Below are 25,313 nucleotides of genomic sequence, written 5' to 3' on the forward strand. Positions count from 1 at the left end.
TGATAAAGACTGATATTCTGATAGAGACAGGTTTAAAAAAACCATATAAGAATGCATCAACTCTTTTTGTAAGCTTTGAGCTGGTGTTTTGCTGAGTTACTTTAAGAAGCGTAAAGCCGGGCCAATATGAATGCGAATCAAGAGAAACCCATTATTTATTTATCCGCGAGGAAGGTTCAGGGAGGCGCTGAGTTAGCGAGGCAGTTGACATTTTTTGGCTTTGAATGCCAAGCATTCTCAAAACAAAGTGCACTGCTGGCCGCCATGTATACAAGAGCGCCTTTTGCGGTGTTGCTGGGTGAAGCAGGCTTAGAGGATTGCACCGCTGAGCAAATTCTCCCTTTGATTGGCAAACTATCCCGTGGACCACTTTTATATTTAACTTCGTCATTAAGTGTGGTGCAGCAAATTCATCTGATGAAAATTGGCGTGAGCGATTTTGTTTATTTTCCTTTAGATATTCAAAAGCTAATTGATCGGTTAGATGTTTTATTAGAGCAAAGTATGAGCATACCGTATCGCGTTTTGATTGTTGATGATTCAGATGCGATGGGGAAAGTGAGTGCCAATATTTTAATCAAGGCAGGGATGGAAGTTCAGGTGCTTAAAAACCCGCTGGATGTTTTCTTTCCCCTTGAGCGATTTTCTCCTGATATTGTGCTGATGGATGTTTATATGCCTCAGTGTTCTGGAGATGAAATCGCGAAGGTGATTAGGCAATATACGCAATTTGATAGTGTTCCTATTGTTTTCTTATCGACTGAAACAAATCGCATTAAGCAATTAATGGCTCGCAGTATGGGGGGCGATGATTTCTGGGTTAAAAACATGCCGGAAGAAGAGTTAATTGCTTCGGTGAATATGACCTGTGCGCGCTATCGCTCATTACGACGCTGGATGAGTTGTGATAGCCTGACTACTTTATTGAATCATACGCATATTATTGATTTTTTAGAGCGCTCTGTTGCACGCTCTAAAAAAGAAGCCCTTTCTTTATCTTTTGCTATGATTGATATCGATCATTTTAAAAAAATTAATGATAATTATGGCCATAGCATCGGCGATCAAGTAATTAAAAGTTTAGCGCGTTTATTACGTCAATCGATTAATGGTGAAGGTGCAGCGGGGCGCTATGGCGGCGAAGAATTTGCCGTGGTTTTTACAGAAACAAGCTTGGTTCGTGCTGCGCAAAAGGTAGACGACTGGCGCAAGCGTTTTTCTGAACTAATACAATCATCGAATGATATTCAGTTTCAAGTTACCTTTAGCGCGGGCGTTGCTACTTTAAAAAATAATATGGATGCAGCTCAGCTGATTGACGCTGCAGATTCCGTGCTTTATCAAGCTAAGCATGCAGGACGTAATCAGGTGGGTTTGCATCAAGCTTAAGTATTGATCGTTATCGTTTTAAAAGTGTAGTGCAATAAAACGGCTGTTTTTATCGACTTTTGTTTAAAGACTATTCATGACCATCTCTTATAAAATTTCCCCTGCGTCTTTGCACGCCCATATTTTTCATGTTTCTGTTTTAATTAAAAACCCCAGCGCAGATGGCCAGACTGTGTATTTGCCTGCATGGATACCGGGTAGTTATTTAATTCGGGAATTTGCCCGCAATATTGTTGAGATTCGCGCTGAATCGGCAGGCAACGCCGTTGCAATTACAAAAAGTGATAAGCATAGCTGGCAGGCAGAGGTGGTTAAAGGGCCTTTAGAAATCCATTACAGCGTTTATGCTTGGGATTTATCTGTGCGTGGTGCTTATTTAGATCAGACACGTGGGTTTTTTAATGGCACCAGCGTCTTTTTAGCGGTGCAAGGGCAAGAAAATACACCATGCAATGTAGAAATTGTTGCACCGGAAGGTAAGGAATATAAAAACTGGAAAGTGGCGACTACTTTAGCTGCACGTAATGCGAAGCAGGGCCAGTTTGGCGGTTATCAGGCTGCTAATTATGATGAGCTAATTGATCATCCGGTTGAAATGGGTGAATTTAGCCAGATTAGCTTTAAAGCCTGCGGCATCCCACATGATATTGTGATTGCGGGCCGGCATCAGGCAGATTTAAAGCGTTTGAAAAAAGATTTAAAACAAATTTGCGAATACCAGATTAGGCTTTTTGGCGAGCCTGCCCCATTTGATCGTTATGTATTTATGACGATGGCGGTGGGCGATGGTTATGGCGGATTAGAGCATCGCTCATCCACGGCATTAATGTGTAATCGTGATGATTTGCCTTTAGCGCACGAAACGCAAATTAAAACAGGCTACCGTCAATTTTTAGGCCTTTGCAGTCACGAGTATTTCCATAGCTGGAATGTAAAGCGGATTAAGCCCGCAGCCTATGCGCCTTATGATTTAAGCCAGGAAAATTACACGCGTTTATTGTGGGCTTTTGAAGGAATTACTTCTTATTACGATGATTTAACCCTGGTGCGCACGGGTTTAATTAGCCAGCAAGAATATCTGGATTTACTCGCGCAAACGATTACGGGCGTGCAAAGAGGCAATGGCCGTACCAAGCAATCTTTAGAAGATTCAAGCTTTGATACATGGGTAAAGTTTTACCGCCAGGATGAAAACAGCCCGAATAGCCTAGTGAGTTATTACACCAAGGGCGCGCTTGTGGCGCTTTGCCTAGATTTGCACATCAGAAAGCAAACCCAGGGGCAGAAATCCTTAGATGATGTGATGCGTGCCCTGTGGCTGCGTTATGGCAAAGATTTTGCTACTCAGGGCGAAGGCGTGGCAGAAACGGCTTGGGAAGCGCTAGCCTCTGAAGTGAGTGGCCTTGATCTAAAATCGTTCTTTGATTCGGCATTACGTTCAACAGACGAGCTGCCCCTGCAAGCCTTACTGGCAGAATTTGGCGTAGATTGGCAGATGCGTGCTGCAGTGAGCGCCGCCGACAAGGGCGGCTGGCTGGATAAAGTGCTTTCGCCCAGCAATAGCCTAGGTGTGCGTACCAGCAATGAGGGTGGTTTTGTAAAATTAAGCCATGTTCTGGATGGCGGTGCTGCGCAAAAAGCAGGTTTATCTGCGGGCGATTTATTGATTGCAATGAATCGTTTGCGTGTGACCAGTGGTAATTTGGATGCATTGCTGGCTAGCCAGCCGACTAATGGCGAAGTCGAGATTGTGGCTTTTCGCCGTGATGAGTTGATGCATTTTAATGTGCATTTGCAATCTGCAGAGGCCAATACCTGCGGCTTAAGGTTAACCTCAGGAAGTAATGGGGGCAATATTACGTCTGCTGATTGGCTGCTTAATTAGGAAATGACATTGTCTTGCTAGCATCTGACTGCTATCAATTTGGGATGACAATTGAAATGTCGTTTCAGATGGTTGCTCAGTTTATGAAACTTAGATTTCGTCAGCTCAATAGTGCGCGAGTAAAAATTTTACTGGTGCTGCTCCTGTTAAATCTATTGCTGATGATTATTTTCACGCTACTGCTTCAGTCAGTGATGTGTGATGAGGTGCGCCGTGATGCAGATCGTCGTCTGTCTGCTGCGGTGCAAACCTTGCCGATGATCTTGCCTAATCATTATTTAACTCGTGCGCTGGCAGGGGAAGAGATCTCTTCTGAAGAGTATGTTCAGCAATTGGCGATCTTAGAGCGCTATTGCCAGATTGCGGGCTTACGAGATCTCTATGCCTTTAAGTTGGAGAATGGCAAGGTTGCCTATTTGATTGATAGCGCTACGCCACCCTTGCTTGCTAAAGCAAACTATGGTCGCTATCAGGAACTCAATGAAAATCCAACCAGCCCTGCTTTGTTGGCTTTAAAAGATGGGCATCCCCGCTCAGTGATTGTGAGTGAAGCCTGGGGAGAGTCCAGAACCTATTTGTTTCCTATGCCGATGGCCGATGGGTCTCATTATTTAATTGCTGCCGATATTGATAGTGATCTTTTTCATAAATCGCTGATGCAAGCAAGGTGGCAAGCATTGAGTATGGGATTAATTCTTTTTATTGCGGCATGCGCGGTTTGCTATTTGGTGGCTCATCATTTTTCTGCACCACTTGCCACGCTTTCCAGGGCAGTACGCAGAATGGCGACGGGCGATTTTGGGGTGAGGATTCAGGCTGGGCGAAACGATGAATTAGGCAATATTGCAAGAGCATTTAATGCCTTGGGTGAGCTTGTTTCGGCAAGAGATCAGTCCTTACGGGAATTGGCTTATGTAGATTCATTGTCAGGCCTTGTCAATAGAGTGGGTTTTTTGCATTTCGCAGCAGAGCATTTAAACCCGGAAAGGGGCTCTTTTGCTTTATTGATTCTGAATATCAATGATTTTCATTTTATTAACGAATATCTGGGTTATCAGCAGGGAGATGAGGTCTTAAGGCATATTGCTGAGCGCTTAAATGTGCTTCGCCGTCCTGTAATTAAAGTGGCTCGTTTGGGGGGGAATACCTTTGGCGTATTGCTGGAGCGTGTATTAAGCGATGATGTGCTTAAGGTATTAGAGCGGCTGGATGCCAGCATGACCGAGCCACTTTTAATGGGAGGAGAGCGCTTAGATATTAGTGCCAGCTCGGGTGTGGCTTTATTTCCGGAGCATGGGCTCAGTGCCGATATTTTGCTGCGTAATGCAGAGGTGGCGCTTTGCGGGGCTAAATCTGCTCGGCGCAGCTTTGCTTTTTATGATCCGGAGCAAGAGGCGTATTCACGTAACCAGCTCACCTTGATGGGCGATCTGCGTGAGGCATTGGCCGAAGGGCATTTACTGGTTTACTACCAGCCCAAGGTCAAAATGATCGACGGCGTGGTGAGCGAAGCAGAAGCGCTGGTGCGCTGGCAGCATCCGGTGAGGGGCTTTATTGCCCCCAGTGTGTTTATTCCTTTTGCCGAGCAAACAGGCAAATTAAGGGCGATTACCGAGTGGGTGGTGCACGATGTATTGATGCAGGCTGCGGTATGGATTGAAGAAGGGCTGGAGCTGTGTATCTCGGTGAATGTGGGCGTAAGCGATGTTGAAGATGCTAGCTTTGTGTCTTTTCTAGAGCGGCAACTGGCGCAATGCCAAGTGCAGCCACAGAATTTATGCTTGGAAATCACCGAAACAGGGGTGATGAGAAATCCCAAGGATTTAATGCGCAATTTAGAGTATTTACGTGCCATGGGTGTTAAATTATCGATTGATGATTTTGGTACAGGGTATTCGTCTTTTGCCTATTTAGCCAAAATGCCGGTGCATGAATTAAAAATTGATCAAAGCTTTGTGATGTCGATGAGCGAGCGTTTTGAAAATGTATCTATCGTTCGCTCGATTATTGAGCTGGGGCATATTCTGGGTTTATCCGTGATTGCAGAAGGGGTGGAAACCGAAGCCGCATGGCAAGCGCTAGCGGTGATGGGCTGCGATGAGGCGCAAGGTTATTTAATTGCAGCACCTATGCCTGCTGATGCGTTTTCACTCTGGTGCATGGCTGATTCTCGCAAGCACCTGCCGATTACCCCGCCTAATATGGGCGAGGACAGCTATCCGCAGCGTCATTTTTCCTAAGCTGAAAATACGGTCTGTTTTTTTAGGCTCTTATCGTTGCTGCGTTGATAGGGCACGGCCTAGCATTCTTTTAAATAGCCTTGTAACTGCTGATTAAGTGATCGCAAGCGGCGCGAATATGCTCATTGCTTAATGAGGCATAGCCAATGAGCCAGCCCTCGATTTCAGCCTCTGCTTGATAAAATCCCGAGAGCGGCCTTAGCGCCAGCCCCGCAGCTGATCCCTTAATAGTCCATGGTTTTTCTAAGCCCTTTGGGAGTTGCAGTGCAAATTGCAAGCCCGCTGCCGTGTTGATGGGCTTGATGACATCGGATATGGGCTGCAGGCATTCCAGTAGTAAATCTCGGCGGCTGCGGTAAAGCAGGCGCATATGGCGTAAATGCGCGGCAAAGTGGCCCTGCGCTATAAAATCAGCCGTAACGGCCTGTAGAAACTGTGCGCTATGCCCATCAAAAGCGATTCTTGCGGTAATAAATGCAGGGACTAAGGCGGGTGGCAAGACGATATAGGCGAGCCGCAATGAGGGGAACAATACCTTGCTGAAGGTGCCCACATAAATCACTCGCCCTTGCTGATCTAGCCCTTGCAGCGCAGGCAGCGGGCGTTGGTCGTAATAAAATTCGCTATCGTAATCATCCTCAATAACCCATGCCTGATGCGCCGCAGCTTGCGCAATCAACGCCATTCGCCGAGGCAAGCTCATGGCAATGCCGAGCGGGTATTGGTGCGATGGCGTGGTGTAAATCAATCGGGGCGCGGCCAGTGTTTGGCTGATGTCGGTGTTAAAGCCTTCCTGATCAACCGGCACCGGTACAATCTGCGCACCTGCCGCCAGCATGGCGTTTCTAGCGCCTAGATATACAGGGTCTTCTAGCCAAACGGTGTCTTGCGGATCGATCAGCAGTTGGGCAATCATTTGCAAAGCCTGCTGAGAGCTATTCAAAATAAGAATCTGCTCTGGCTGGCAATCCACACCACGAGCTTGTGCCAAATAGCCCGCAATGGCCGATTGCAACTCCGGCAAGCCCTGTGCAGGGCCATAGTTGGCGAGTGCTGCGCCGCTTTTACTCCAACGCGGCTGCATCAGCTTTTGCCACAAGGCATGCGGAAACGCGCGGGTATCGGGCTGGCCTGCATTAAAAGCCAGGCTGGGCAGTGTGGTATCTCTGCATCCCCCTGCATCTACAATCCCCTGTCCCCTCCGTGAAAGCTGCGCCGCTGCGCTAACGGCTTTTTTTGCGGGCCGCGCTTGCGGCGTAAATGCAACAAAGCTCCCCGCGCCTGCTCGCCGCTGCAGATAGCCTTCGGCCTCTAGTTGCGCATAAGCGGCCTCTACACTACTGCGAGAAATGGCTAAATCTTTGGCGAGCATCCGGCTGGCAGGCACGCGGCTGCCTTGAGGTAATCGCCCGGCAAGCAAGGCTTTACGCAGGGTGTGGATCAGCTGGGCTTGAATCCCCATGCCTGTACCTGCGCTTGCCGCAAATAGGGTAGGCCAGACGGGGGCTGAAAGTGGTTTGCTCATGGTAATGAAATTGGTAGGTAGCAGCAGGCCAATTTACCTTTAAATTAGCGCTGTGAACAATTAATTCGGAGAGTGTGATGAGCGATCAATCCGCAGTAAAAAGTAGCGGCTTAGCTAGCTCAGCTGAGTCCGCAGCGTATTTGGCAGACAAACTACGTTTTCATACCGACGCTGCCGATTTAGCCAGCGATCTTTACGTGCAACACCCAGAGATTATTGCGCTGGATACCCGCAGTAGTGAGGCCTATGGGCGCGGCCATATCCCCGGTGCAATCTCATTTCCACATCGCTTAATGGACGAAGCGAGCACGGCGCAGCTAGATCGCAGCAAAGTTTATGTGTGTTATTGCGATGGCATAGGCTGTAATGGCTCGACATGGGGCAGCTATAAGCTTGCCAAGCTGGGTTTTACCGTAAAAGAGCTGATTGGTGGCTTGGATTTCTGGCAGCGGGATGGGCATCCGCTTGCCGTTGGAAAAGAGGCGGGGGTGTTGGTGGGCGGGACGGTTGAGTGTGATTGTTGAGGGGGGTATGGCTAGAAATCACTTCTTGAATTAATCCAATCTTTAGAAGTAGGGCGTACTCGAAGCTTCGCTGGGCGACGGGTTTTGTCGGTCAGCGATAGCGCAGTACGCCACAAGGCGCGAAATTGAGTTGTGAAATCTGCTTGGCTTATGTTTATGGCGCACTGCGCTTCGCTTCGAGTGCGCCCTACTTTGGTTTTACTCATTGATCTTGAAGGACTTGCATGAACTACGAACTAAACCAATTCGGCCAACCTGTTGGCTTGCCGCTGCAAAACTGGGTTGCACCTGATTTTCCTCCTGCTAAGGAGCTGGGTGGTTGGGGCTGTCGGGTGGAGCCTTTGCAACTGGATCAGCATTCTGACGCTTTATGGCAGGCTTTTTCGGCGGATGATGGCCGGATGTGGACTTATCTAACATCCGGGCCTTTTGCAGATGTTCAGGCTTTTAATGCCTGGCTGGATAGGGTGAGCAGCGGAATTGATCCGCAGTTTTACGCCATCGTGGATGAGGCCAGTGGTAAGGCGCTAGGCTTGGCTTCTTATCTGCGGATTGATCCGGCGGCGGCTGCCATTGAAGTGGGCTGGCTGCATTTCTCCCCAGCTTTGCAAGGCACGCGCCTCGCGACGGCAGCCATGGTGCTGATGATGAAAAATGCGTTTGAGCTGGGCTATCGGCGCTATGAGTGGAAGTGCAATGCGTTGAATCTGCCTTCGCGCAAGGCCGCACAGCGTTTGGGCTTTAGCTTTGAAGGCGTGTTTCGTCAAGCCACGGTGAATAGAAATCGTAACCGTGATACGGCGTGGTTTTCGGTGCTGGATCAGGAATGGCCAGCGCTTGAAGAGGCATTTGCTCAATGGTTGTCGGCAGATAATTTTGATGAAGCAGGGCGGCAGCGGCTGGCTTTGTCTGATTTAACAAGGCCTTTGTTGGCGATGAAAGACGCGGCCTCATCGCTCCTATAAGCATTAACGTAATCAGATTCCACATTTAAAACTGTCATTTCGTAGGGTGTGAAACGACGAAGTCGTTACGCACCGAAGGATGGTGCGCAAGAAAAGCGACTTGCACACCCTAAGAAAAATCAGCCTTTGTGTTATTTTTTGTCTTTAGTGATATTTATAAGAAGCGGCTAAAGCCGCTTCTACGAATTGCTCGCCATATCATCCCACTGCAAACTTCCCACCTCGTCACACAAAATTCGTCTAGACGTCATGCCTGTGTAATGTTGCGTTCCTACAATCCTCCACGTTCCCCTGCTACTTTACCGATCGTGAAAGGATAGAAGAATGACACGTATTGCTGTATTGCTCTCCGCGCTACTTGCCGGGCACGCTTTTGCTGACACTTCCCTGACGGTGTATACCGCGCTTGAAGCTGATCAGCTCAAGCCTTATCAAGCACAATTTGAAGAACAAAACCCTGGTATCAAGCTGAAATGGGTGCGGGATTCAACCGGCATTATCACGGCTAAATTGCTGGCAGAGAAAAACGCCCCGCAAGCCGATGTGGTGTTGGGCGTGGCAGCTTCCAGCCTACTGGTGATGGAAAAAGAAGGCATGTTGCAGCCTTATGCGGCCAAGGGTGTTGAGAAGCTTTCCAAGCAATACGTTGACGACAGCAATCCACCTGCTTGGGTAGGGATGGATGTTTGGGGTGCGACGGTTTGTTTTAACACGGTAGAAGCGGCCAAGCTGGGCCTAAAAAAACCAGAAAGCTGGCGCGATCTGACCAAGCCTGAATACAAAGGCAAAATTGTGATGCCTAATCCGGCATCCAGCGGCACAGGTTATTTTGATGTAACGGCTTGGCTGAAAGTGTTTGGCAGCGAGAAAGAAGGCTGGGCCTTTATGGACAAGCTGCACGAAAACATGGCGCAGTACACGCATTCAGGCTCCAAGCCTTGCAAACAAGCCGCTGCGGGCGAATTCCCGATTGGTATTTCGTTTGAATACCGTGCAGCCAAGCTAAAAGAAGGCGGCGCGCCGATCGATTTGGTCTTCCCTAAGGAAGGCTTGGGCTGGGATGTAGAAGCCACCGCCATCATGAAGGGCACCAAGAATCTGGATGCCGCTAAAAAGCTGGCGGATTGGGCTGCATCAAAAAGCGCGAATGAGCTTTACGAAAAGAACTTCGCCGTGGTGGCCTACCCTGGCGTTGCCAAGCCTAATGCGCATATCCCTGCTAACTACGAGCAATTGCTGATCAAGCAAGACCTGCGCTGGTCGGCACAAAACCGCGACAAAATTCTGGCCGAATGGACACGTCGTTACGACGCTAAGTCTGAGGCAAAGAAATAAAAAAACACTGCACAGACCGGCCCGCCTCTTGAGGCTGGCTGGTTTTTGGCGTTGTCAATAAAGTAACTGCTGATGTTCCGAGTAAAACCCAATTCTTGAACTACGGAGGCCACAGAGAACACGGAGTTTCACGGAGAAAATCAAAGCTTGAATTCCGTTATTTTGTAGGTTTTAAGTGTCTTAAAACTCAGCAATTGGGATTCGTATCACTACTAGTAGCACGGGGCTTAAATCTCCCCTTGAAACACGCCGAAGCGAGGAACAAGCGGGGCGGGGGATCGCTTGGGAGCGAGGCAGCGAGCCAATCCCGCCCGCCGCCGGCTCGATTGTCCGCAGCGCAGGGGCTTTCGTGTTTCGTGGGGTGGCCTTCTTTGGCTTCGTTTCTTGGCCACACAAGAAAGGAAGGTTCAGCGGGACGCCCGCACCTAAATCAACGTGCCGAAGGCACTAAAAAAGCTTTGTAGTTTTCTTGAGCGGGCAACATTCGTTCAAGAAAAACTTCATCTCTTGTTCCAAAACGTTTACCGCTTCAGGCCTGATTAATGAATAGAAATATTGAATTGCCCCTTGCCGCCAGTGCAGATTATTTATCAATAGAAGGCCTAGCGAAGCGTTTTGGCGCTTTTGTGGCCTTAAAGCAAATCTCGCTGAATGTTAAAAAAGGCGAGCTGCTTTGCCTGCTTGGGCCGTCGGGCTGCGGTAAAACCACCTTGCTGCGCATGATTGCGGGGCTGGAGTTTGCCGATGCGGGCGAAATCAGGGTTGAGGGCAAAAACATCACCCGCCTGCCCGCAGCCAAGCGTGATTACGGCATTGTGTTTCAGTCCTACGCTTTATTTCCTAATTTAAATGTGGCAGACAATATCGCTTACGGCTTAAAAGGGCGCAGTAGTGACAAGGCCGCGCGCGTCACCAGTTTGCTCGAGCTGATTGGGCTTGCCGGTATCGAAGACAAATACCCAGCGCAGTTATCCGGCGGCCAGCAGCAGCGGGTGGCTTTGGCGCGCGCCTTGGCCACGTCCCCTGGGCTTTTATTATTAGACGAGCCACTGTCTGCGTTGGATGCCCGCGTGCGCGAACACTTGCGCCGCGAAATTCGCAGCTTGCAACAACGGCTAGGTATTACCACGATTTTGGTGACACACGATCAGGATGAGGCGCTGACGATGGCCGATCGGATTGTGGTGATGAACCACGGTGTAATCGAGCAGGTCGGCACACCAGAAGAAATCTACAGCCATCCGCAAAGCCGTTTTGTGGCCGAATTTGTCGGTAAATCCAATTGGATTAAGGCCCGCGTGTCAGGCAATCAATGCCTGAGCGTCGCCGATGCCGAGCTTTATGCCCTGCATCTGCCGCCTTTGCCGCAGGGGCAGGAGGTGGAATTATTTATCCGCCCAGAAGCGGTGCGCCTGCACGCCACCTGGGATGTGGCTCTATTGCGGGAGCCTAATACCGCGCTGGCGGATGTCAGCAAGATTGAGCTATTAGGCAGCTTTTACCGCATTAGCCTGCATGTGCCGGTGTGGAATGCCGATTTAATCGTCGATTTGAGTCGCGATCAACTCGCCCTCTATCAGCCTTCATTAACGCAGCGCATCCCTGTTTCTTTGCCGCACGATCAGCTGCGGGTTTTTTGTAGCAAGGATGCGGCATGAGCGCGGGTCTTAGGATGTGGCTAGAAATATGTTGGGCTTATCAAATACAAGCGTCATCCCCGAGTGGTTTTATCGGGGATCCAGCCGCGCCGCTGGATTCCCGCCACAGATACGCGGGAATGACGATGCTTTGTAGTAGGAATTCAATATGAGCCAAGGTCTCACTTTAAAGCTCGATATTCGGGAAAGAATGGCGGGCAGTATCAGCTATCTGATTGCGGCATTTTTGCTGATTGGCGTGGCTGGGCCGCTGCTGGCGATTTTGGGTAAGTCTTTACTTGCGCAAAGCGGCGAATTCACCGGCTTAAATAACTTTATTGAAATCACCAATGTGGCAGGTTTTTGGTCTGCGGTGGGCAATAGTCTGTGGGTGTCGGCGCTAACTACGGCCATTGTGCTGCCGCTAGCTTATGTTTTTGCCGCCGCACTGAGCCGTAGCGCCATGCCGGGCAAGGCGGTATTTCGCTATCTGGCCTTGATTCCGCTCTTAGCGCCTTCCCTTTTGCCAGGTATTTCTCTGGTGTATTTGTTTGGTAATCAAGGCCTGCTTAAAAGCTGGCTGCCGTTGGGCGTCAGCATTTATGGCCCTCTGGGCATTGTGCTAGGCGAGGTGTTTTATACCTTTCCGCACGCCTTGATGATTTTGCTCACCGCGCTGGCGATTGCCGATGCGCGGCTTTATGAGGCAGCGACTTCGCTGGGGGCAGGGCGGGTGCGGCAATGGTTTACCGTGACTTTGCCTGCGGTACGTTACGGGCTGATCTCGGCGGCGTTTGTGGTGTTTACGCTGGTGATGACCGATTTTGGCGTGCCAAAGCTGATCGGCGGGCAGTTTAATGTGTTGGCGGTCGAGGCGTATAAGCAGGTGATCGGTCAGCAGAATTTCCCTAAGGGCGCGGTGATTGGCCTATTGCTGCTCTTTCCTGCTTTGCTGTCGTTTGTGGTTGATTACTTTGTGCAAAAAAAGCAGAAAGCCCTGCTGACAGCGCGTGCACAGCCTTTAGTGGCTAAGCCTTCTGTGCTCAGAGATACCGCCGCTTTTCTGTGTTGCAGCACAATTTCCCTGTGGTTGATCGTGATGCTGGGCGTGGCCGTGGCGGCGTCTTTAATCACGCTCTGGCCGTATAACTTGAGCCTGACGCTGGCGCATTTTGATTTTGAGCAAATGGATGGCGGCGGTTGGCTGGCTTATTTTAATAGCTTAAAGCTCGCGTTCTGGACGGCGATCTGTGGCGTGTTGTTGGTGTTTATCGGCGCATATTTAAATGAAAAGCTCAAAGTAGCGCCGCTGGCCCAAGCCATCTTGCGCGTCTTGGCGATGTTACCGATGGCGGTGCCGGGCTTGGTGCTGGGCTTGGGCTACGTGTTCTTTTTTAATCACCCGCAAAACCCGATGCACAGCCTTTACGGCACGATGGGCATTCTGGTGCTTTGTACCGTCACGCATTTTTACACCACGGCACACCTCACCGCCACCACCGCACTTAAGCAGATGGATACTGAATTTGAAGCCGTCGCCGCTTCGCTCAAAGTGCCGTTCTGGACCACTTTTAGCCGTGTCACCGTACCGGTTTGCCTGCCCGCAATTTTAGATATCGCCCGCTATTATTTTGTCTCCGCCATGACCACCGTCTCTGCCGTGATTTTCCTCTACACGCCAGACACCGTGCTCTCTTCCTTGGCGGTGCTGAATATGGACGACGCAGGCGACACCGCCGCTGCAGCCGCAATGGCCACCTTGATCGTCATGACCTCTGCCTTGGTGTGCCTGTTATTCGCTATTGCCTCGGCCCTATTGGGCAGGCGCTCGCAGGCTTGGAGAAGGTAGAAGGTTTGATTGTCGATGGATTGCTGAAACCCAAATCTTGAACCACGGAGGACACAGAGAAAACGGAGTTTCACGGAGAAAATCAAAGCTTGAATTGAGTTGTTTTGTAGGCTTTGAGTATTTAAAACTCAGCAATTAGGATTCGTATAGCGACTAGTAGCACGCCGCTTAAATAGGCCGGAGCAAGGAACAAACGGCTCGGGGGTTTCGGTAAGGAATAGCAGGCCCGCTCCCGAGCCGTTTCTACGCCGAGGTGATTATCCACAGTGCTGGGGTTTTGGCTTCGCTTCTTGGCCTTTCAATAAAAGAGCGCCTCCGCAGTGCATCAGTATCGGCACAAGTTTAATGTGTTCCCCTCTTTGAAAAAGGGGGGCTAGGGGGGATTTGGAATTGCATATCTTTACAAAAAGTCAGCAGCTAACGCCAAGGCAAATCCCCCTCAATCCCCCTTTGGCAAAGGGGGAGGCTACAGCACTGAAGTGCCACCTAATGTGTGTAGATACTTATAGCTGCGGTGGCTGCCGCTCCAAAATCAACGTGCAGAAGGCACTTAATAAATTATTGGCCTCGGCCATTTTTTTGTTTCAAAAAATTCATCTAGACGACTGGAGTCATCATGCGGGAACCGATCTTATTAACGCCAGGCCCTTTGACCACCTCGCTGGCAACAAAAGCCGCGATGCTGGTCGATTGGGGTTCTTGGGATGCCAAATTTAATGCGCTAACAGCCAGCGTGTGCGCCGATTTGTTGCGCATCGCCAATCTGGGGGACTGCTATGTTTGCGTGCCTTTGCAAGGGTCGGGCACCTTTGCGGTGGAGGCGGCCATTGGTAGCTTGGTGCCCAAAGATCGCGAAATAATGGTGCTGGTGAACGGTGCTTACGGGCAAAGAATGGCCAAAATCGCCAGCGTAATGGGGCTAAAGGTGAGTGTGCTGGCGGTGAGCGATGGCACGCCAGTTAGCGCCGCTGCTGTTGGCGAGGCGCTGGCGGCTAATCCGGCGATTTCGCATGTGGGCATGATTCATTGCGAAACGGCCACCGGCCTGCTCAACCCTGTAGCAGAAGTCGCCGCCGTGGTGCAGGCCGCTGGGAGGGCTTTGATTTTGGATTCGATGTCGGCCTTTGGCGCTTTGCCGGTCGATGGTTTGCCGGTGGATGCGGTGATCTCTTCGGCTAATAAATGCCTGGAAGGCGTGCCGGGCATGGGCTTTGTGCTTGTGAAGCAAGCAGCCTTGGTGCAAGGGCAAAGCCCATCGCTATCGCTGGATTTATGCGATCAGTTTGAATATATGCAAAAAACCGGCCAATGGCGCTTCACCCCGCCGACGCATGTGGTGGCGGCATTCAGAGCGGCGCTTGATCAATATTGGGCAGAAGGCGGCCAGCCTGCACGCTTGGCTCGCTATCAGGCCAATGGCGATGCGCTGCTTGCTGGGATGAAAAAACTCGGCCTGCAATCCTTTTTACCCGCCAATTTACAAGCACCAATTATCTACACCTTTTTGGCACCGAATCACCCTGAGTACGATTTTCAGCGCTTCTACCAAGCCGTTCGTGCCCGAGGCTTTTTGCTCTATCCCGGCAAACTCACCGAAGTAGAAACCTTCCGCGTGGGCTGCATTGGGGCGATTGATCAGGCAGAAATCCAGCAAGCCATTGCGGCGATTGCCGAGGTGCTGACGGAGCTGGGGTGGGTTTAGGCGCTCTGCAAGGAAAACCCAAATCTTAAAACACGGAGGTACGGAGAACACGGAGTTTCACGGAGAAAAACAGGATTTGAGTTATACCGTTTGCTCTCAGTTTTGGATGTTTTTAAATCCAGAGGTCTGTTGCTTTTTGAGGCGCATGGCAACGGGCTGTATTGCTAGATTCAAGGCGGAGGATTGCTTGGAAAGTAAAAGTCTACCCCGTCCCGCCTTGTGCAAAGAGTCGTGACGAGAATTCAAAACACTGAGTTTAAAAACAAGCAAAGGCTAAGAAGGTTAGCTTAATTCACCTCTTGTTTTTCCTCCGTGAACCTCCGTGTTCTCTGTGTCCTCCGTGGTTCGAGACTTGGGTTTTTCAACAAATCAACAATTAATTAATCAAGGAATAACCATGAACTATCGTTACACCCGTGCTTATCTTGGCCCGATTCAGGCTGTTATTTTTGACTGGGCTGGTACTGTGCTGGATTTTGGCTCTTTTGCGCCGACTCAGGTTTTGATCGAGGCTTTTGCGGGCTTTGGCATCGAGATCTCTCTTGCCGAGGCACGCGTGCCGATGGGGATGGCGAAGTGGGATCATATCAAGGCTTTGGGCCAGTTGCCGACGGTGGACGCACGCTGGCAGGCGAAGTTTGATCGTGGCATGACAGACGCCGATGTGGATGCACTTTACGCAGCGTTTATGCCTTTGCAAATTGCCAAAGTGGGCCAGTATTCCCTGCCGATTAACGGTGCGCTGGATGTGATGGCCGCGCTACGTGCCAAGGGCATCAAAATTGGCAGTTGCACCGGCTACCCTCGCCAAGTGATGAATGCCCTGCTGCCGATTGCCCGTGAGCGCGGCTATGCGCCAGATTGCGTGGTGGCTGCCGATGATCTAAAAGCAGGCGCCCGCCCGGGGCCATGGATGGCATTGCAAAATGTGATCGAGCTGGCGGTGAGCGATGTGGCCGCCTGCGTGAAAGTTGATGACACGGCAGTGGGGATTGATGAGGGCTTAAACGCCGGTATGTGGACGGTAGGGCTATCGGTAACCGGTAATGAAGTGGGCTTAACTGCAGCAGAATGGGCCGATTTAAGCTCCGCCGAGCAAGCTAAAAAACGTGCTGTAGCGGTAGATAAATTATCCCGCGCGGGTGCGCATTATGTGATCGACAGTATTGCCGACCTGCTGCCGGTGCTGGCCGATATTGAAGCGCGCATGGCCCGATCAGAGCGTCCTTGATCGAGTGTGACTGTCGGGGTGGCATCGTGTGTACGCATCAAGTTGGGTGTTCGGCATAAATTTCCAATATGTTTGCAAGCATCAAGTTGTCGTAGGGCGGGTGAAACCCGCCGCCTGCTGAATGTTTCATGCAAAGGCTGGCGGGTTTCACCCGCCCTACAAAAGATGTATTACATGTCAATCCAGTCGAGCACTGGATCCCCGATAACAGCGTACGGGAATGGCGATGTCGTTTAATTTCAAGTAGGGCGCATATATCCCTTGTTTGATAGGAGTGTTCTATGAGTGAATTTCGCCCTTGGTGGTTTGAGCAGGCTTTGATTAAAGAAAATCCGCAGCCAGCCGCGCCGCTCAAGCAGGATTTACAGGCCGACGTGTGCATTGTGGGTGGGGGTTATACCGGCTTATGGACGGCGATTTCGCTCAAAATGGCTAAGCCGGAATTGAGCGTAGTCATCATCGAAAAAGACCTCTGCGGTAGTGGGGCGTCTGGCCGTAATGGCGGCTGCCTGCTGACCTTGGCGACGAAGTTTTTAACGCTGAAAAGGCTGTTTGGCGAGGCAGAAGCGCTGCGTATTGTTAAAGCCTCGGAAGACGCGGTTTATCAGATTGCACAATTTTGCCGCGATCATCAGATCGATGCCGAAGTGCGCGTCGATGGCACGCTCTATACCGCCACCAATACCGCGCAGCTAGGCAGTATGGATGGCGTGATGAACGAGCTGGCGCGGCATCGTGCTTCAACCTGGGTCGGCTTGCCTGAGCATGAAGTGAAGCTGATGGCGGGGTCTGATCTGCATATCGCAGGTGCTTTTTCACCTGTGGGTGGCAGCGTGCAGCCGGGCTTGCTGGTACGGGGTTTGGCGCGGGTGGCAAGGGCAATGGGCGTGCAGATTTTTGAAGCTACACCGATGGAGCGGCTGATCGAAAGCGCTAGACCGGTGGTGGTCACAACGCATGGCAGAATTAGCGCGGGCAGCGTGGTGCTGGCGCTAAATGCCTCGATGGCGACGATGTTCCCAGCGCTATCGCGTAGCATTGCTGTGGTTTCGTCCGACATGATTATCACCGAGCCTTGCCCTGCATTGTTGCAGCGCACCGGCCTCAACCGAGGCGTGGCGGTGTGCGATTCACGTATCTTTGTGAATTACTATCGCAGTACCGCAGACGGGCGATTAATGCTGGGCAAGGGCGGTAATACCTTTGCCTATGGCAACCGGATGCTGGCCGCTTTTGATCAGCCAAGTGCTTATCAGCAGTCGCTTACGGATACTTTGAAACGATTTTTTCCTGCCCTGCAAGATGTGGCGATTGCCGCCTCATGGAATGGCCCTTCTGATCGATCGGTAACGGGCATTCCTTTTTTCGGCGTGCTCAATCGGCACCCACGCATTTTTTATGGCTTTGGCTATTCGGGCAATGGCGTGGGGCCAACTTATCTAGGCGGGCAGATTTTATCTTCCCTTGTGCTGGATGCAGACAATGAATGGACGCGCAGCCCGCTGGTCACTGGCCCTCGGGGCTTTTTCCCGCCAGAGCCAATCCGCTGGCTAGGGGCCAATATGGTCAGAAACGCCATTCGTCGTAAAGAAAATGCCGAAGATAATGGCGCGCAACCTTGGCGTTTGGATTGCAAGCTGGCAGGCTTTGCCGCCGCAGCCGGTAAGTCTGATAAAGGCTGAGTATTTCATGCTGCATGCCGCATCGTAAGGCTGGTGAAGCCCGTGTATTTTCAGCATGGCTCGCGGGTTTCACCCAATCCTATCAACTTAAGGTCAAAAACAGGATAAAGCTTGGTTTTGCGTAGGGTGTGCAAGTTGTTTTTCTTGCGCACCGCTCTCGGTGCGTAACGACTGCGTCGTTGTGCACCCTACGAAAGGCCAATTCATCTTTAGAAAAAAGTGAAACCCGCCAGTCTTTGGCATGAAATGCTAGGGAGTCGGCGGGTTGCACCCTCCCTACAATAATATTGATGGCTATAAATCTTTTATTAAACCTAATCACCCCAAGCCACTTAATAGTGGAGCAAGGATAAGTAATGGCATTAGCAATTTTTGATTTAGACGACACATTAATTAAGGGCGATAGCGCCAGCCTGTTTTTGCAATTTCTAGTCAATAAAGGCCTTGCCGACGCAAGTGTGCTGGTAAAAGAGGCCGAGTTGATGCAGGCCTACCATCAGGGCCTTTTGCAAATGGAAGACTATATGTCTTTTACGCTGCAAGCCTTAAAGGGGCGCTCGATCGATGAGGTGGGGCAGTGGGTCGCTGATTTTATTGAGCAAATGATTGCCCCCATCGTGTTTGCAGAGGCGCGGCAAGTGATAGCAAAGCATCGCGCTCAAGGCGATAGGGTGCTGATTATTTCTGCAACCGGGGATCATATCGTTGGGCCGATTGCGCGCTTTTTAGGCGTGGCTGATTACCTTGCCATTGGGCTGGATAGTCAGGATGGTTTATATACGGGGCAGACTAGGGGCGTGCTGACGTATCAGCAGGGTAAGGTGCTGCGGCTGGAGGCTTGGTTGCAAAAAGAACAGGAAAGTCTGGTGGGTAGTAGCGGCTATAGCGATTCAAGAAATGATGTGCCGCTACTGTCTGTTGTTCGCCACGCTTATGTGGTTAATCCAGATCCGCATTTGCAGGTAATACGCCTTCAGCAGAGTTGGAATTTATTACGCTGGTGTAATATTTAGTAAGAAATAACTGGCATCGGAAGTGTTGTGTGATCTTACTCACTTTCTTTGCCACCGATCTGATTGACTTGGTGTCTTGCTTGAGTTTTTCTTTATTTTTGGCGCAAAATCAGAAGCATAGCGCGTGGAAGTCATTTGTTTTTCAAAAAAAATGCGTGAGAAAATAAGTATATTCTTGTGCTAAAGTTACCTTTCTTTTTGTCGATAGTTGTGAATCAAGAGATTGTTGGGTGCTTTTTTAATAAAAATCATATTTTAATTAAAAAGTAAATTAAATTTCTTGTAAGGCTATTCGTCAGAATTTAATGGCATCTGCTGGTGATCATGTCTGCAATCGCTGTTTGTAGTCACTCTTCAGGAAGAACAAAATGAGCTATATCACGGGTCTGAATACGAGTCAGATTGCTGCGCTGACTACCCAGCAAGTTTCCGGCTTTAGTACTGCTGATATTGCGGAGCTGTCTACAAGTCAATTTGCGGCATTAACCACCGCCCAGATCGTCGTCCTCACCACGGCACAAGTGAACAGAGGGCTAAATACGGATCAGATTGCGGCGCTCACTACCGCTCAGGCATCCGTGCTCACCACGCGGCAGATTGCAGCGCTCACGACCAGCAATATTGCTGCCTTAGAAACACGCGATGTCATTGTGCTCAGTACTGCGGGTATTGCGGCTTTATCCAGTACGCAAACAAAAGCACTGACCACTGCGCAGTTTAATAATTTAACAACAGATCAGGTGATTGCCCTCAGCACTACGGTGCTGGGTAGTGGCCTGACCAGCGATCAGGTGGTGTCTTTAAACACGGCGCAAGCTGCGGTGCTGACTTCCCGCCAGGTGGCCGCCTTATCGACCAGCAATCTTGCCGCAATGGAAACCCGTGATTTAGCCGTTATTACCACTTTGGGTATTGCCGCTTTATCGAGCACGCAAGTCAGGGCGCTGACCACGGATCAGATTGCCAAGCTGACCACCGATCAGGTCATCAGCTTAACGACCTCTTCATTAACAGGGCTGACGACCGATCAGGTGGTGGCTTTGAACACCGCGCAGGCTATTGAGCTGACTTCCCGCCAAGTGGCGGCTTTATCAAGCACCAATATCGCTGCCCTTGAAACCCGTGATTTTGCGGTGTTGACCACCACCGCCGTGGCCGCAATGTCAACCAACCAAGTCAGAGCGCTGACCACCGATCAGGCCGCCGCGCTGACTACCGATCAAGCGGCTACTTTATCGTCCTTGCAAATTGCAGCACTTTCAACGGCCAGCGTGGCAGCACTTGAAACACGCGATGTGGTGGTATTACGCACAAGTGGCATTGCGGCGCTCAATACTGCGCAAGTGAATGCGATGACCACGGCGCAAGTGAATAACTTGACCACCGATCAGGTGATTGCCTTGAGTACGGCAGCGGTAGCCAGTGGTTTAACTACGGAACAAGTGGTGGCGCTAACCACCGCACAGGCGGCCGTGCTGACTACTCGCCAGGTGGCTGCTCTATCTACCGCTAATATCGCCGCCTTAGAAACACGTGATGTGGTTGTGCTGAGCACGACGGGTATTGCCGCTTTATCCAGCACGCAGAGCAGGGCGCTGACCACCGCTCAGATCACCAATCTGACAACGGATCAGGTGGTGGTGCTGACAACGGCCGTAGTCGGTAGCGGACTGACAACAGATCAAGTGGCGGCTTTAAATACTGCACAGGCCGCTGTGCTGACTTCACGCCAAGTGGCTGCGCTATCGACCAGTAATATTGCCGCCTTGGAAACGCGCGATTTGGCGGTAATCAGTACGCTGGGCGTTGCTGTTTTATCTAGCGCCCAAGTCAGAGCGCTGACGACCGATCAGGTGGCGAATCTCACCACCGATCAAGCCGTCAATATCAGCACAACGGCTCTGGGTGGATTGACTACCGATCAGGCTGTGGCGTTGACGACAGCTCAGGCTATCGAGCTGACCTCCAGACAAGTCGCTGCGCTTTCTACTACCAATATTGCGGCTCTTGAAACGCGTGATCTGGCCGTGCTAACCACCACCGCCGTGGCGGCCATGACCACGGCGCAGGTGCGGGTATTTACCACCGATCAGGCTGCTGCACTTACGACAGATCAGGCTGCAACGTTGTCTTCAGCGCAAATTGCAGCACTTTCAACTACCAGCGTGGCCGCGCTTGAAACACGCGATGTGGTGGTGCTGAGAACCAGCGGCATTGCCGCACTCAATACCGCGCAAGTGAGCGTCATGACCACGGCGCAAGTTGCCAACTTAACGACCGATCAAGTGGTGGCGCTTAGCACTGCAGCGGTAGCCAGTGGTTTAACGACCGAGCAAGTGGTGGCGCTGACCACGGCACAAGCCGCCGTGCTGACTACACGTCAGGTGGCTGCACTCTCTACTAATAATGTTGCCGCGCTGGAAACACGCGATGTGATTGTGCTGAGTACAGCAGGCATTGCCGTATTGTCGAGCACACAAAGCAGGGCACTGACCACCGCTCAGGTTAATAATCTCACTACGGATCAGGTAGTGGCTCTGACAACGACCGTTGTCGGCAGTGGGCTGACAACAGATCAGGTGGCGGCACTGACGACCGCACAGGCTGCTGTTTTGACTACACGCCAAGTTGCCGCTCTTTCTACAAATAGTGTTTCGGCATTGGAAACCCGCGATTTAGCGGTGATCAGCACCTCGGGCGTTGCCGTTTTATCCAGCACGCAAGTCAGGGCGCTGACTACAAGCCAGGTGGCGAATTTAACGACCGACCAGACCATTAACATCAATACCACAGCTCTTGGTGGCTTAACGACAGATCAGGCTGTGGCACTGACGACGGCGCAGGCTGTTGAGCTGACATCCAGACAAGTCGCCGCGCTTTCAACCACCAATATTGCCGCCCTTGAAACGCGTGATCTGGCCGTGCTAACCACCACAGCTGTGGCTGCTATGACCACCAGCCAAGTGCGGGTACTGACAACAGATCAGACCGTGGCGCTGACCACCGATCAGGCCGCCACTTTGTCCTCCTCGCAAATTGCAGCGCTTTCAACCACCAGTGTGGCCGCGCTTGAAACCCGCGATGTGGTGGTGCTGAGAACCAGCGGCATTGCCGTGTTGAACACGGCTCAGGTGAGTGTGCTGACAACGGCGCAAGTGGCCAATCTGACCACCGATCAGGTGGTGGCACTGAACACCGCAGCGATCGCCAGCGGTTTAACGACAGAACAAGTGGTGGCGCTGACCACCGCACAAGCTGCTGTGTTGACATCGCGCCAGGTGGCTGTGTTGTCGACCAATAATGTGGCAGCCCTTGAAACCCGTGATTTGGCGGTGATTACAACCTTGCCTATTGCTGTGCTCTCCAGCAATCAGGTCAGAGCACTGACTACCGCGCAAGTGGCTAATTTAACCACTGAGCAAGCGGTTCAATTTACAACGACTTCCTTGCTGGGCCTGACTTCAGATCAAATTGCTGCCCTCACCACAGCGCAAGCCGCAGTGCTGACTTCCCGCCAGGTTGCTGCATTTTCGACTAGCAATATTGCCGCACTCGAAACCCGCGATCTGGCGGTGATCAGTACACTGGCCATTGCTGCACTATCCAGTGCGCAAGTGAAAGCATTTACAACTGATCAAGTGGCAAACTTAACCACCGATCAAGTGATCAATCTTTCAACAGGCTCATTAGCGGGCCTGACCACAGACCAGGTTGCAGCCTTTACCACAGCACAAGCGATCGAGCTGACTTCAAGGCAAGTCGCCGTGCTTTCAAGCACCAATATCGCCGCGCTGGAAACGCGTGATCTGGCTGTATTGACGACCACTGCCGTGGCCGCCATGACCACCAGCCAGGTGAGGGTATTTACCACCGATCAGGCTGCTGCACTCACGACCGATCAGGCTGCAACGCTGTCCTCGGCACAAATTGCAGCACTTTCAACCGCCAGTGTGGCAGCGCTTGAAACCCGCGATGTGATTGTGCTTAAAACCAGTGGCATTGCTGCTATGAATACCGCGCAAGTGAATGCCATGACTACGGCGCAGGTGAATAACCTGACCACCGATCAGGTGATTGCACTGAGCACGGCAGCGGTAGCCAGTGGCTTAACTTCTGATCAAGTCGTTGCCTTGACAACCGCTCAGGCAGCAGTTTTGACGACCCGCCAAGTCGCCGTGCTATCGACTAACAATATCGCCGCCCTCGAAACCCGTGATCTCGCGGTATTGAGTACCGCCAGTGTGGCCGTATTGTCGAGCAACCAAGTTAAAGCACTGACCACCGCTCAAGTAGCGAATCTCACGACGGATCAGGCGCTTGTGCTGACGACCAGCTCCTTGCTTGGCTTAACCACCGAACAAGTTGCGGCCCTGACAACGGCACAAGCGGCGGTGCTTACCTCTCGCCAAGTAGCGGCGTTGAGTACCACCAATATTGCCGCCCTTGAAACCCGCGATCTGGCGGTGATCAGTACGCTGGCTATTGCTGCACTTTCTAGTGCGCAAGTCAAAGCACTGACCACCGATCAAGTGTCCAAGCTGACTACCGATCAGGTGATTAACTTAACGACCAGCTCTTTGGTGGGCATGACCACGGATCAAGCGGTTGCCCTGACGACGGCTCAAGCGGTTGAGTTGACCTCCAGACAAGTCGCTGCGCTTTCGACTACCAATATTGCGGCTCTTGAAACGCGTGATCTGGCTGTATTGACCACTACAGCTGTCGCAGCCATGACAACGGCGCAGGTGCGGGTATTTACCACCGATCAGGCTGCTGCACTTACGACTGATCAGGCCGCAACGCTGTCCTCGGCACAAATTGCAGCGCTTTCAACCACCAGTGTGGCTGCGCTTGAAACCCGCGATGTGATTGTGCTTAAAACCAGTGGCATTGCCGCTCTGAACACAGCGCAAGTGAATGCCATGACCACGGCGCAGGTGAATAACCTGACGACCGATCAGGTGATTGCACTGAGCACGGCAGCGGTTGCCAGCGGCTTAACGACAGAACAAGTGGTGGCGCTGACCACCGCACAAGCCGCCGTGCTGACCACCCGCCAAGTGGCGGTCTTGTCGACAAACAATATCGCCGCACTGGAAACGCGTGATTTGGCCGTATTGAGTACAGCGGCAGTGGCCGTGCTTTCAAGCAATCAAGTGAAAGCACTGACCACAGCACAAGTAGCGAATCTCACAACGGATCAAGTGGTGGTCTTGGCAACCAGTTCCTTGCTGGGATTAACGACTGATCAGGCAGAAGCCCTGACAACGGCGCAGGCCGCAGTGCTGACTTCTCGTCAGGTGGCAGCCCTTTCAACCAGCAATATCGCCGCCCTTGAAACTCGCGATCTGGCCGTGATCAGCACGCTGGCCATTGCTGCACTCTCCAGCGCCCAAGTCAAAGCGCTGACCACCGATCAAGTGTCCAAGCTGACAACGGATCAGGTGATTAACTTAACGACCAGCTCTTTGGTGGGCATGACGACTGATCAAGCAGCGGCGCTGACCACTGCCCAAGCCATTGAGTTGACCTCCAGGCAAGTGGCCGCGCTTTCAACTACCAATATCGCCGCGCTGGAAACGCGTGATCTGGCGGTATTGACCACCACGGCAGTGGCGGCCATGACCACGGCGCAGGTGCGGGTATTTACCACCGATCAGGCTGCTGCGCTTACGACCGATCAGGCCGCAACGCTGTCTTCAGCTCAAATTGCAGCCCTTTCAACCGCTAGTGTGGCAGCGCTTGAAACTCGCGACGTGGTGGTATTGCGCACGAGTGGCATTGCCGCCCTGAACACTGCGCAAGTGAATGCCATGACCACGGCGCAGGTGAATAACCTGACGACTGATCAGGTGATTGCACTGAGCACGGCTGCAGTTGCCAGTGGTTTGACCTCTGAGCAAGTGGTTGCGCTGACCACTGCACAAGCCGCCGTGCTGACCACCCGCCAAGTGGCGGTCTTGTCGACCAACAATATCGCCGCGCTGGAAACGCGTGATTTGGCGGTATTGAGCACAGCGGCAGTGGCCGTGCTTTCAAGTAATCAAGTTAAAGCACTGACTACGGCACAAGTGGCAAATCTTACGACGGATCAAGTGGTGGTCTTGGCAACCAGTTCCTTGCTGGGATTAACGACTGATCAGGCAGAAGCCCTGACAACGGCGCAGGCCGCAGTGTTGACTTCTCGTCAGGTGGCAGCCCTTTCAACCAGCAATATCGCCGCCCTTGAAACTCGTGATCTGGCCGTGATCAGCACGCTGGCCATTGCTGCACTCTCCAGCGCACAAGTCAAAGCACTGACAACAGATCAAGTGTCCAAACTGACGACGGATCAGG

General features: G+C 51.6%; 14 protein-coding genes. 13 read left to right on the top strand and 1 reads right to left on the bottom strand.

Features of this window, described 5'->3' with window-relative positions; translation table 11 throughout:
• Positions 1-126 precede the first annotated feature (126 nt).
• The 3 genes from ACFQNF_RS14590 (at position 127) to ACFQNF_RS14600 (ending at position 5,514) form a co-directional block, all read left to right on the top strand.
• Positions 127-1,389: a diguanylate cyclase gene (locus ACFQNF_RS14590; protein ID WP_380188666.1), complete on the top strand. Its 1,263-nt coding sequence runs from the start codon at positions 127-129 to the stop codon at positions 1,387-1,389.
• Positions 1,390-1,465: 76 nt separating this feature from the next.
• A complete protein-coding gene (locus ACFQNF_RS14595; protein ID WP_380188667.1) occupies positions 1,466-3,274 on the top strand; it encodes a M61 family metallopeptidase in 1,809 nt (602 codons plus the stop codon).
• A gap of 83 nt (positions 3,275-3,357) precedes the next feature.
• Positions 3,358-5,514 carry a putative bifunctional diguanylate cyclase/phosphodiesterase gene (locus ACFQNF_RS14600; RefSeq protein WP_380188668.1) on the top strand — a complete coding sequence of 719 codons (2,157 nt, stop codon included), beginning with the start codon at positions 3,358-3,360 and terminating at the stop codon, positions 5,512-5,514.
• A 70-nt stretch (positions 5,515-5,584) separates the two neighbouring features.
• Here the strand turns inward: ACFQNF_RS14600 and pdxR are convergent, their stop codons facing one another.
• Positions 5,585-7,039 carry a MocR-like pyridoxine biosynthesis transcription factor PdxR gene (gene pdxR / locus ACFQNF_RS14605; protein WP_380188669.1) on the bottom strand — a complete coding sequence of 485 codons (1,455 nt, stop codon included), beginning with the start codon at positions 7,037-7,039 and terminating at the stop codon, positions 5,585-5,587.
• A gap of 77 nt (positions 7,040-7,116) precedes the next feature.
• Between pdxR and ACFQNF_RS14610 the strand changes: the two genes are divergently transcribed.
• The 10 genes from ACFQNF_RS14610 to ACFQNF_RS14655 all read left to right on the top strand — a co-directional run.
• Entirely contained in the window at positions 7,117-7,563 is a 447-nt protein-coding gene (locus ACFQNF_RS14610; RefSeq protein WP_380188670.1) for a rhodanese-like domain-containing protein, read from the top strand.
• A gap of 224 nt (positions 7,564-7,787) precedes the next feature.
• Positions 7,788-8,528 (top strand): GNAT family N-acetyltransferase, encoded by a 741-nt coding sequence (locus tag ACFQNF_RS14615; protein ID WP_380188671.1) that lies wholly within the window; start codon positions 7,788-7,790, stop codon positions 8,526-8,528.
• A 324-nt stretch (positions 8,529-8,852) separates the two neighbouring features.
• A complete protein-coding gene (locus ACFQNF_RS14620; protein WP_380188672.1) occupies positions 8,853-9,863 on the top strand; it encodes a putative 2-aminoethylphosphonate ABC transporter substrate-binding protein in 1,011 nt (336 codons plus the stop codon).
• Between the two features lie 542 nt (positions 9,864-10,405).
• The gene (locus ACFQNF_RS14625; protein WP_380188673.1) at positions 10,406-11,521 is read left to right on the top strand and encodes a putative 2-aminoethylphosphonate ABC transporter ATP-binding protein; all 1,116 of its coding nucleotides are present in this window, start codon (positions 10,406-10,408) and stop codon (positions 11,519-11,521) included.
• Positions 11,522-11,669: 148 nt separating this feature from the next.
• Positions 11,670-13,349 carry a putative 2-aminoethylphosphonate ABC transporter permease subunit gene (locus ACFQNF_RS14630; RefSeq protein ID WP_380188674.1) on the top strand — a complete coding sequence of 560 codons (1,680 nt, stop codon included), beginning with the start codon at positions 11,670-11,672 and terminating at the stop codon, positions 13,347-13,349.
• A 616-nt stretch (positions 13,350-13,965) separates the two neighbouring features.
• On the top strand, positions 13,966-15,051 hold the full coding sequence (locus ACFQNF_RS14635; RefSeq protein ID WP_380188675.1) for a 2-aminoethylphosphonate--pyruvate transaminase: 1,086 nt from the start codon (positions 13,966-13,968) through the stop codon (positions 15,049-15,051).
• 397 nt (positions 15,052-15,448) lie between these two features.
• The gene (gene phnX / locus ACFQNF_RS14640) at positions 15,449-16,282 is read left to right on the top strand and encodes a phosphonoacetaldehyde hydrolase (RefSeq protein WP_380188676.1); all 834 of its coding nucleotides are present in this window, start codon (positions 15,449-15,451) and stop codon (positions 16,280-16,282) included.
• Between the two features lie 281 nt (positions 16,283-16,563).
• On the top strand, positions 16,564-17,964 hold the full coding sequence (locus ACFQNF_RS14645) for an FAD-dependent oxidoreductase (RefSeq protein WP_380188677.1): 1,401 nt from the start codon (positions 16,564-16,566) through the stop codon (positions 17,962-17,964).
• A gap of 356 nt (positions 17,965-18,320) precedes the next feature.
• The gene (locus ACFQNF_RS14650; protein ID WP_380188678.1) at positions 18,321-18,977 is read left to right on the top strand and encodes an HAD family hydrolase; all 657 of its coding nucleotides are present in this window, start codon (positions 18,321-18,323) and stop codon (positions 18,975-18,977) included.
• A gap of 368 nt (positions 18,978-19,345) precedes the next feature.
• Positions 19,346-25,313, top strand: a 5,968-nt coding sequence (locus ACFQNF_RS14655) for a hypothetical protein (protein WP_380188679.1), incomplete at its 3' end; no start/stop codon positions are given.

Origin of the sequence: Iodobacter arcticus (assembly GCF_042664895.1) — a bacterium.
Lineage (GTDB): Bacteria > Pseudomonadota > Gammaproteobacteria > Burkholderiales > Chitinibacteraceae > Iodobacter > Iodobacter arcticus.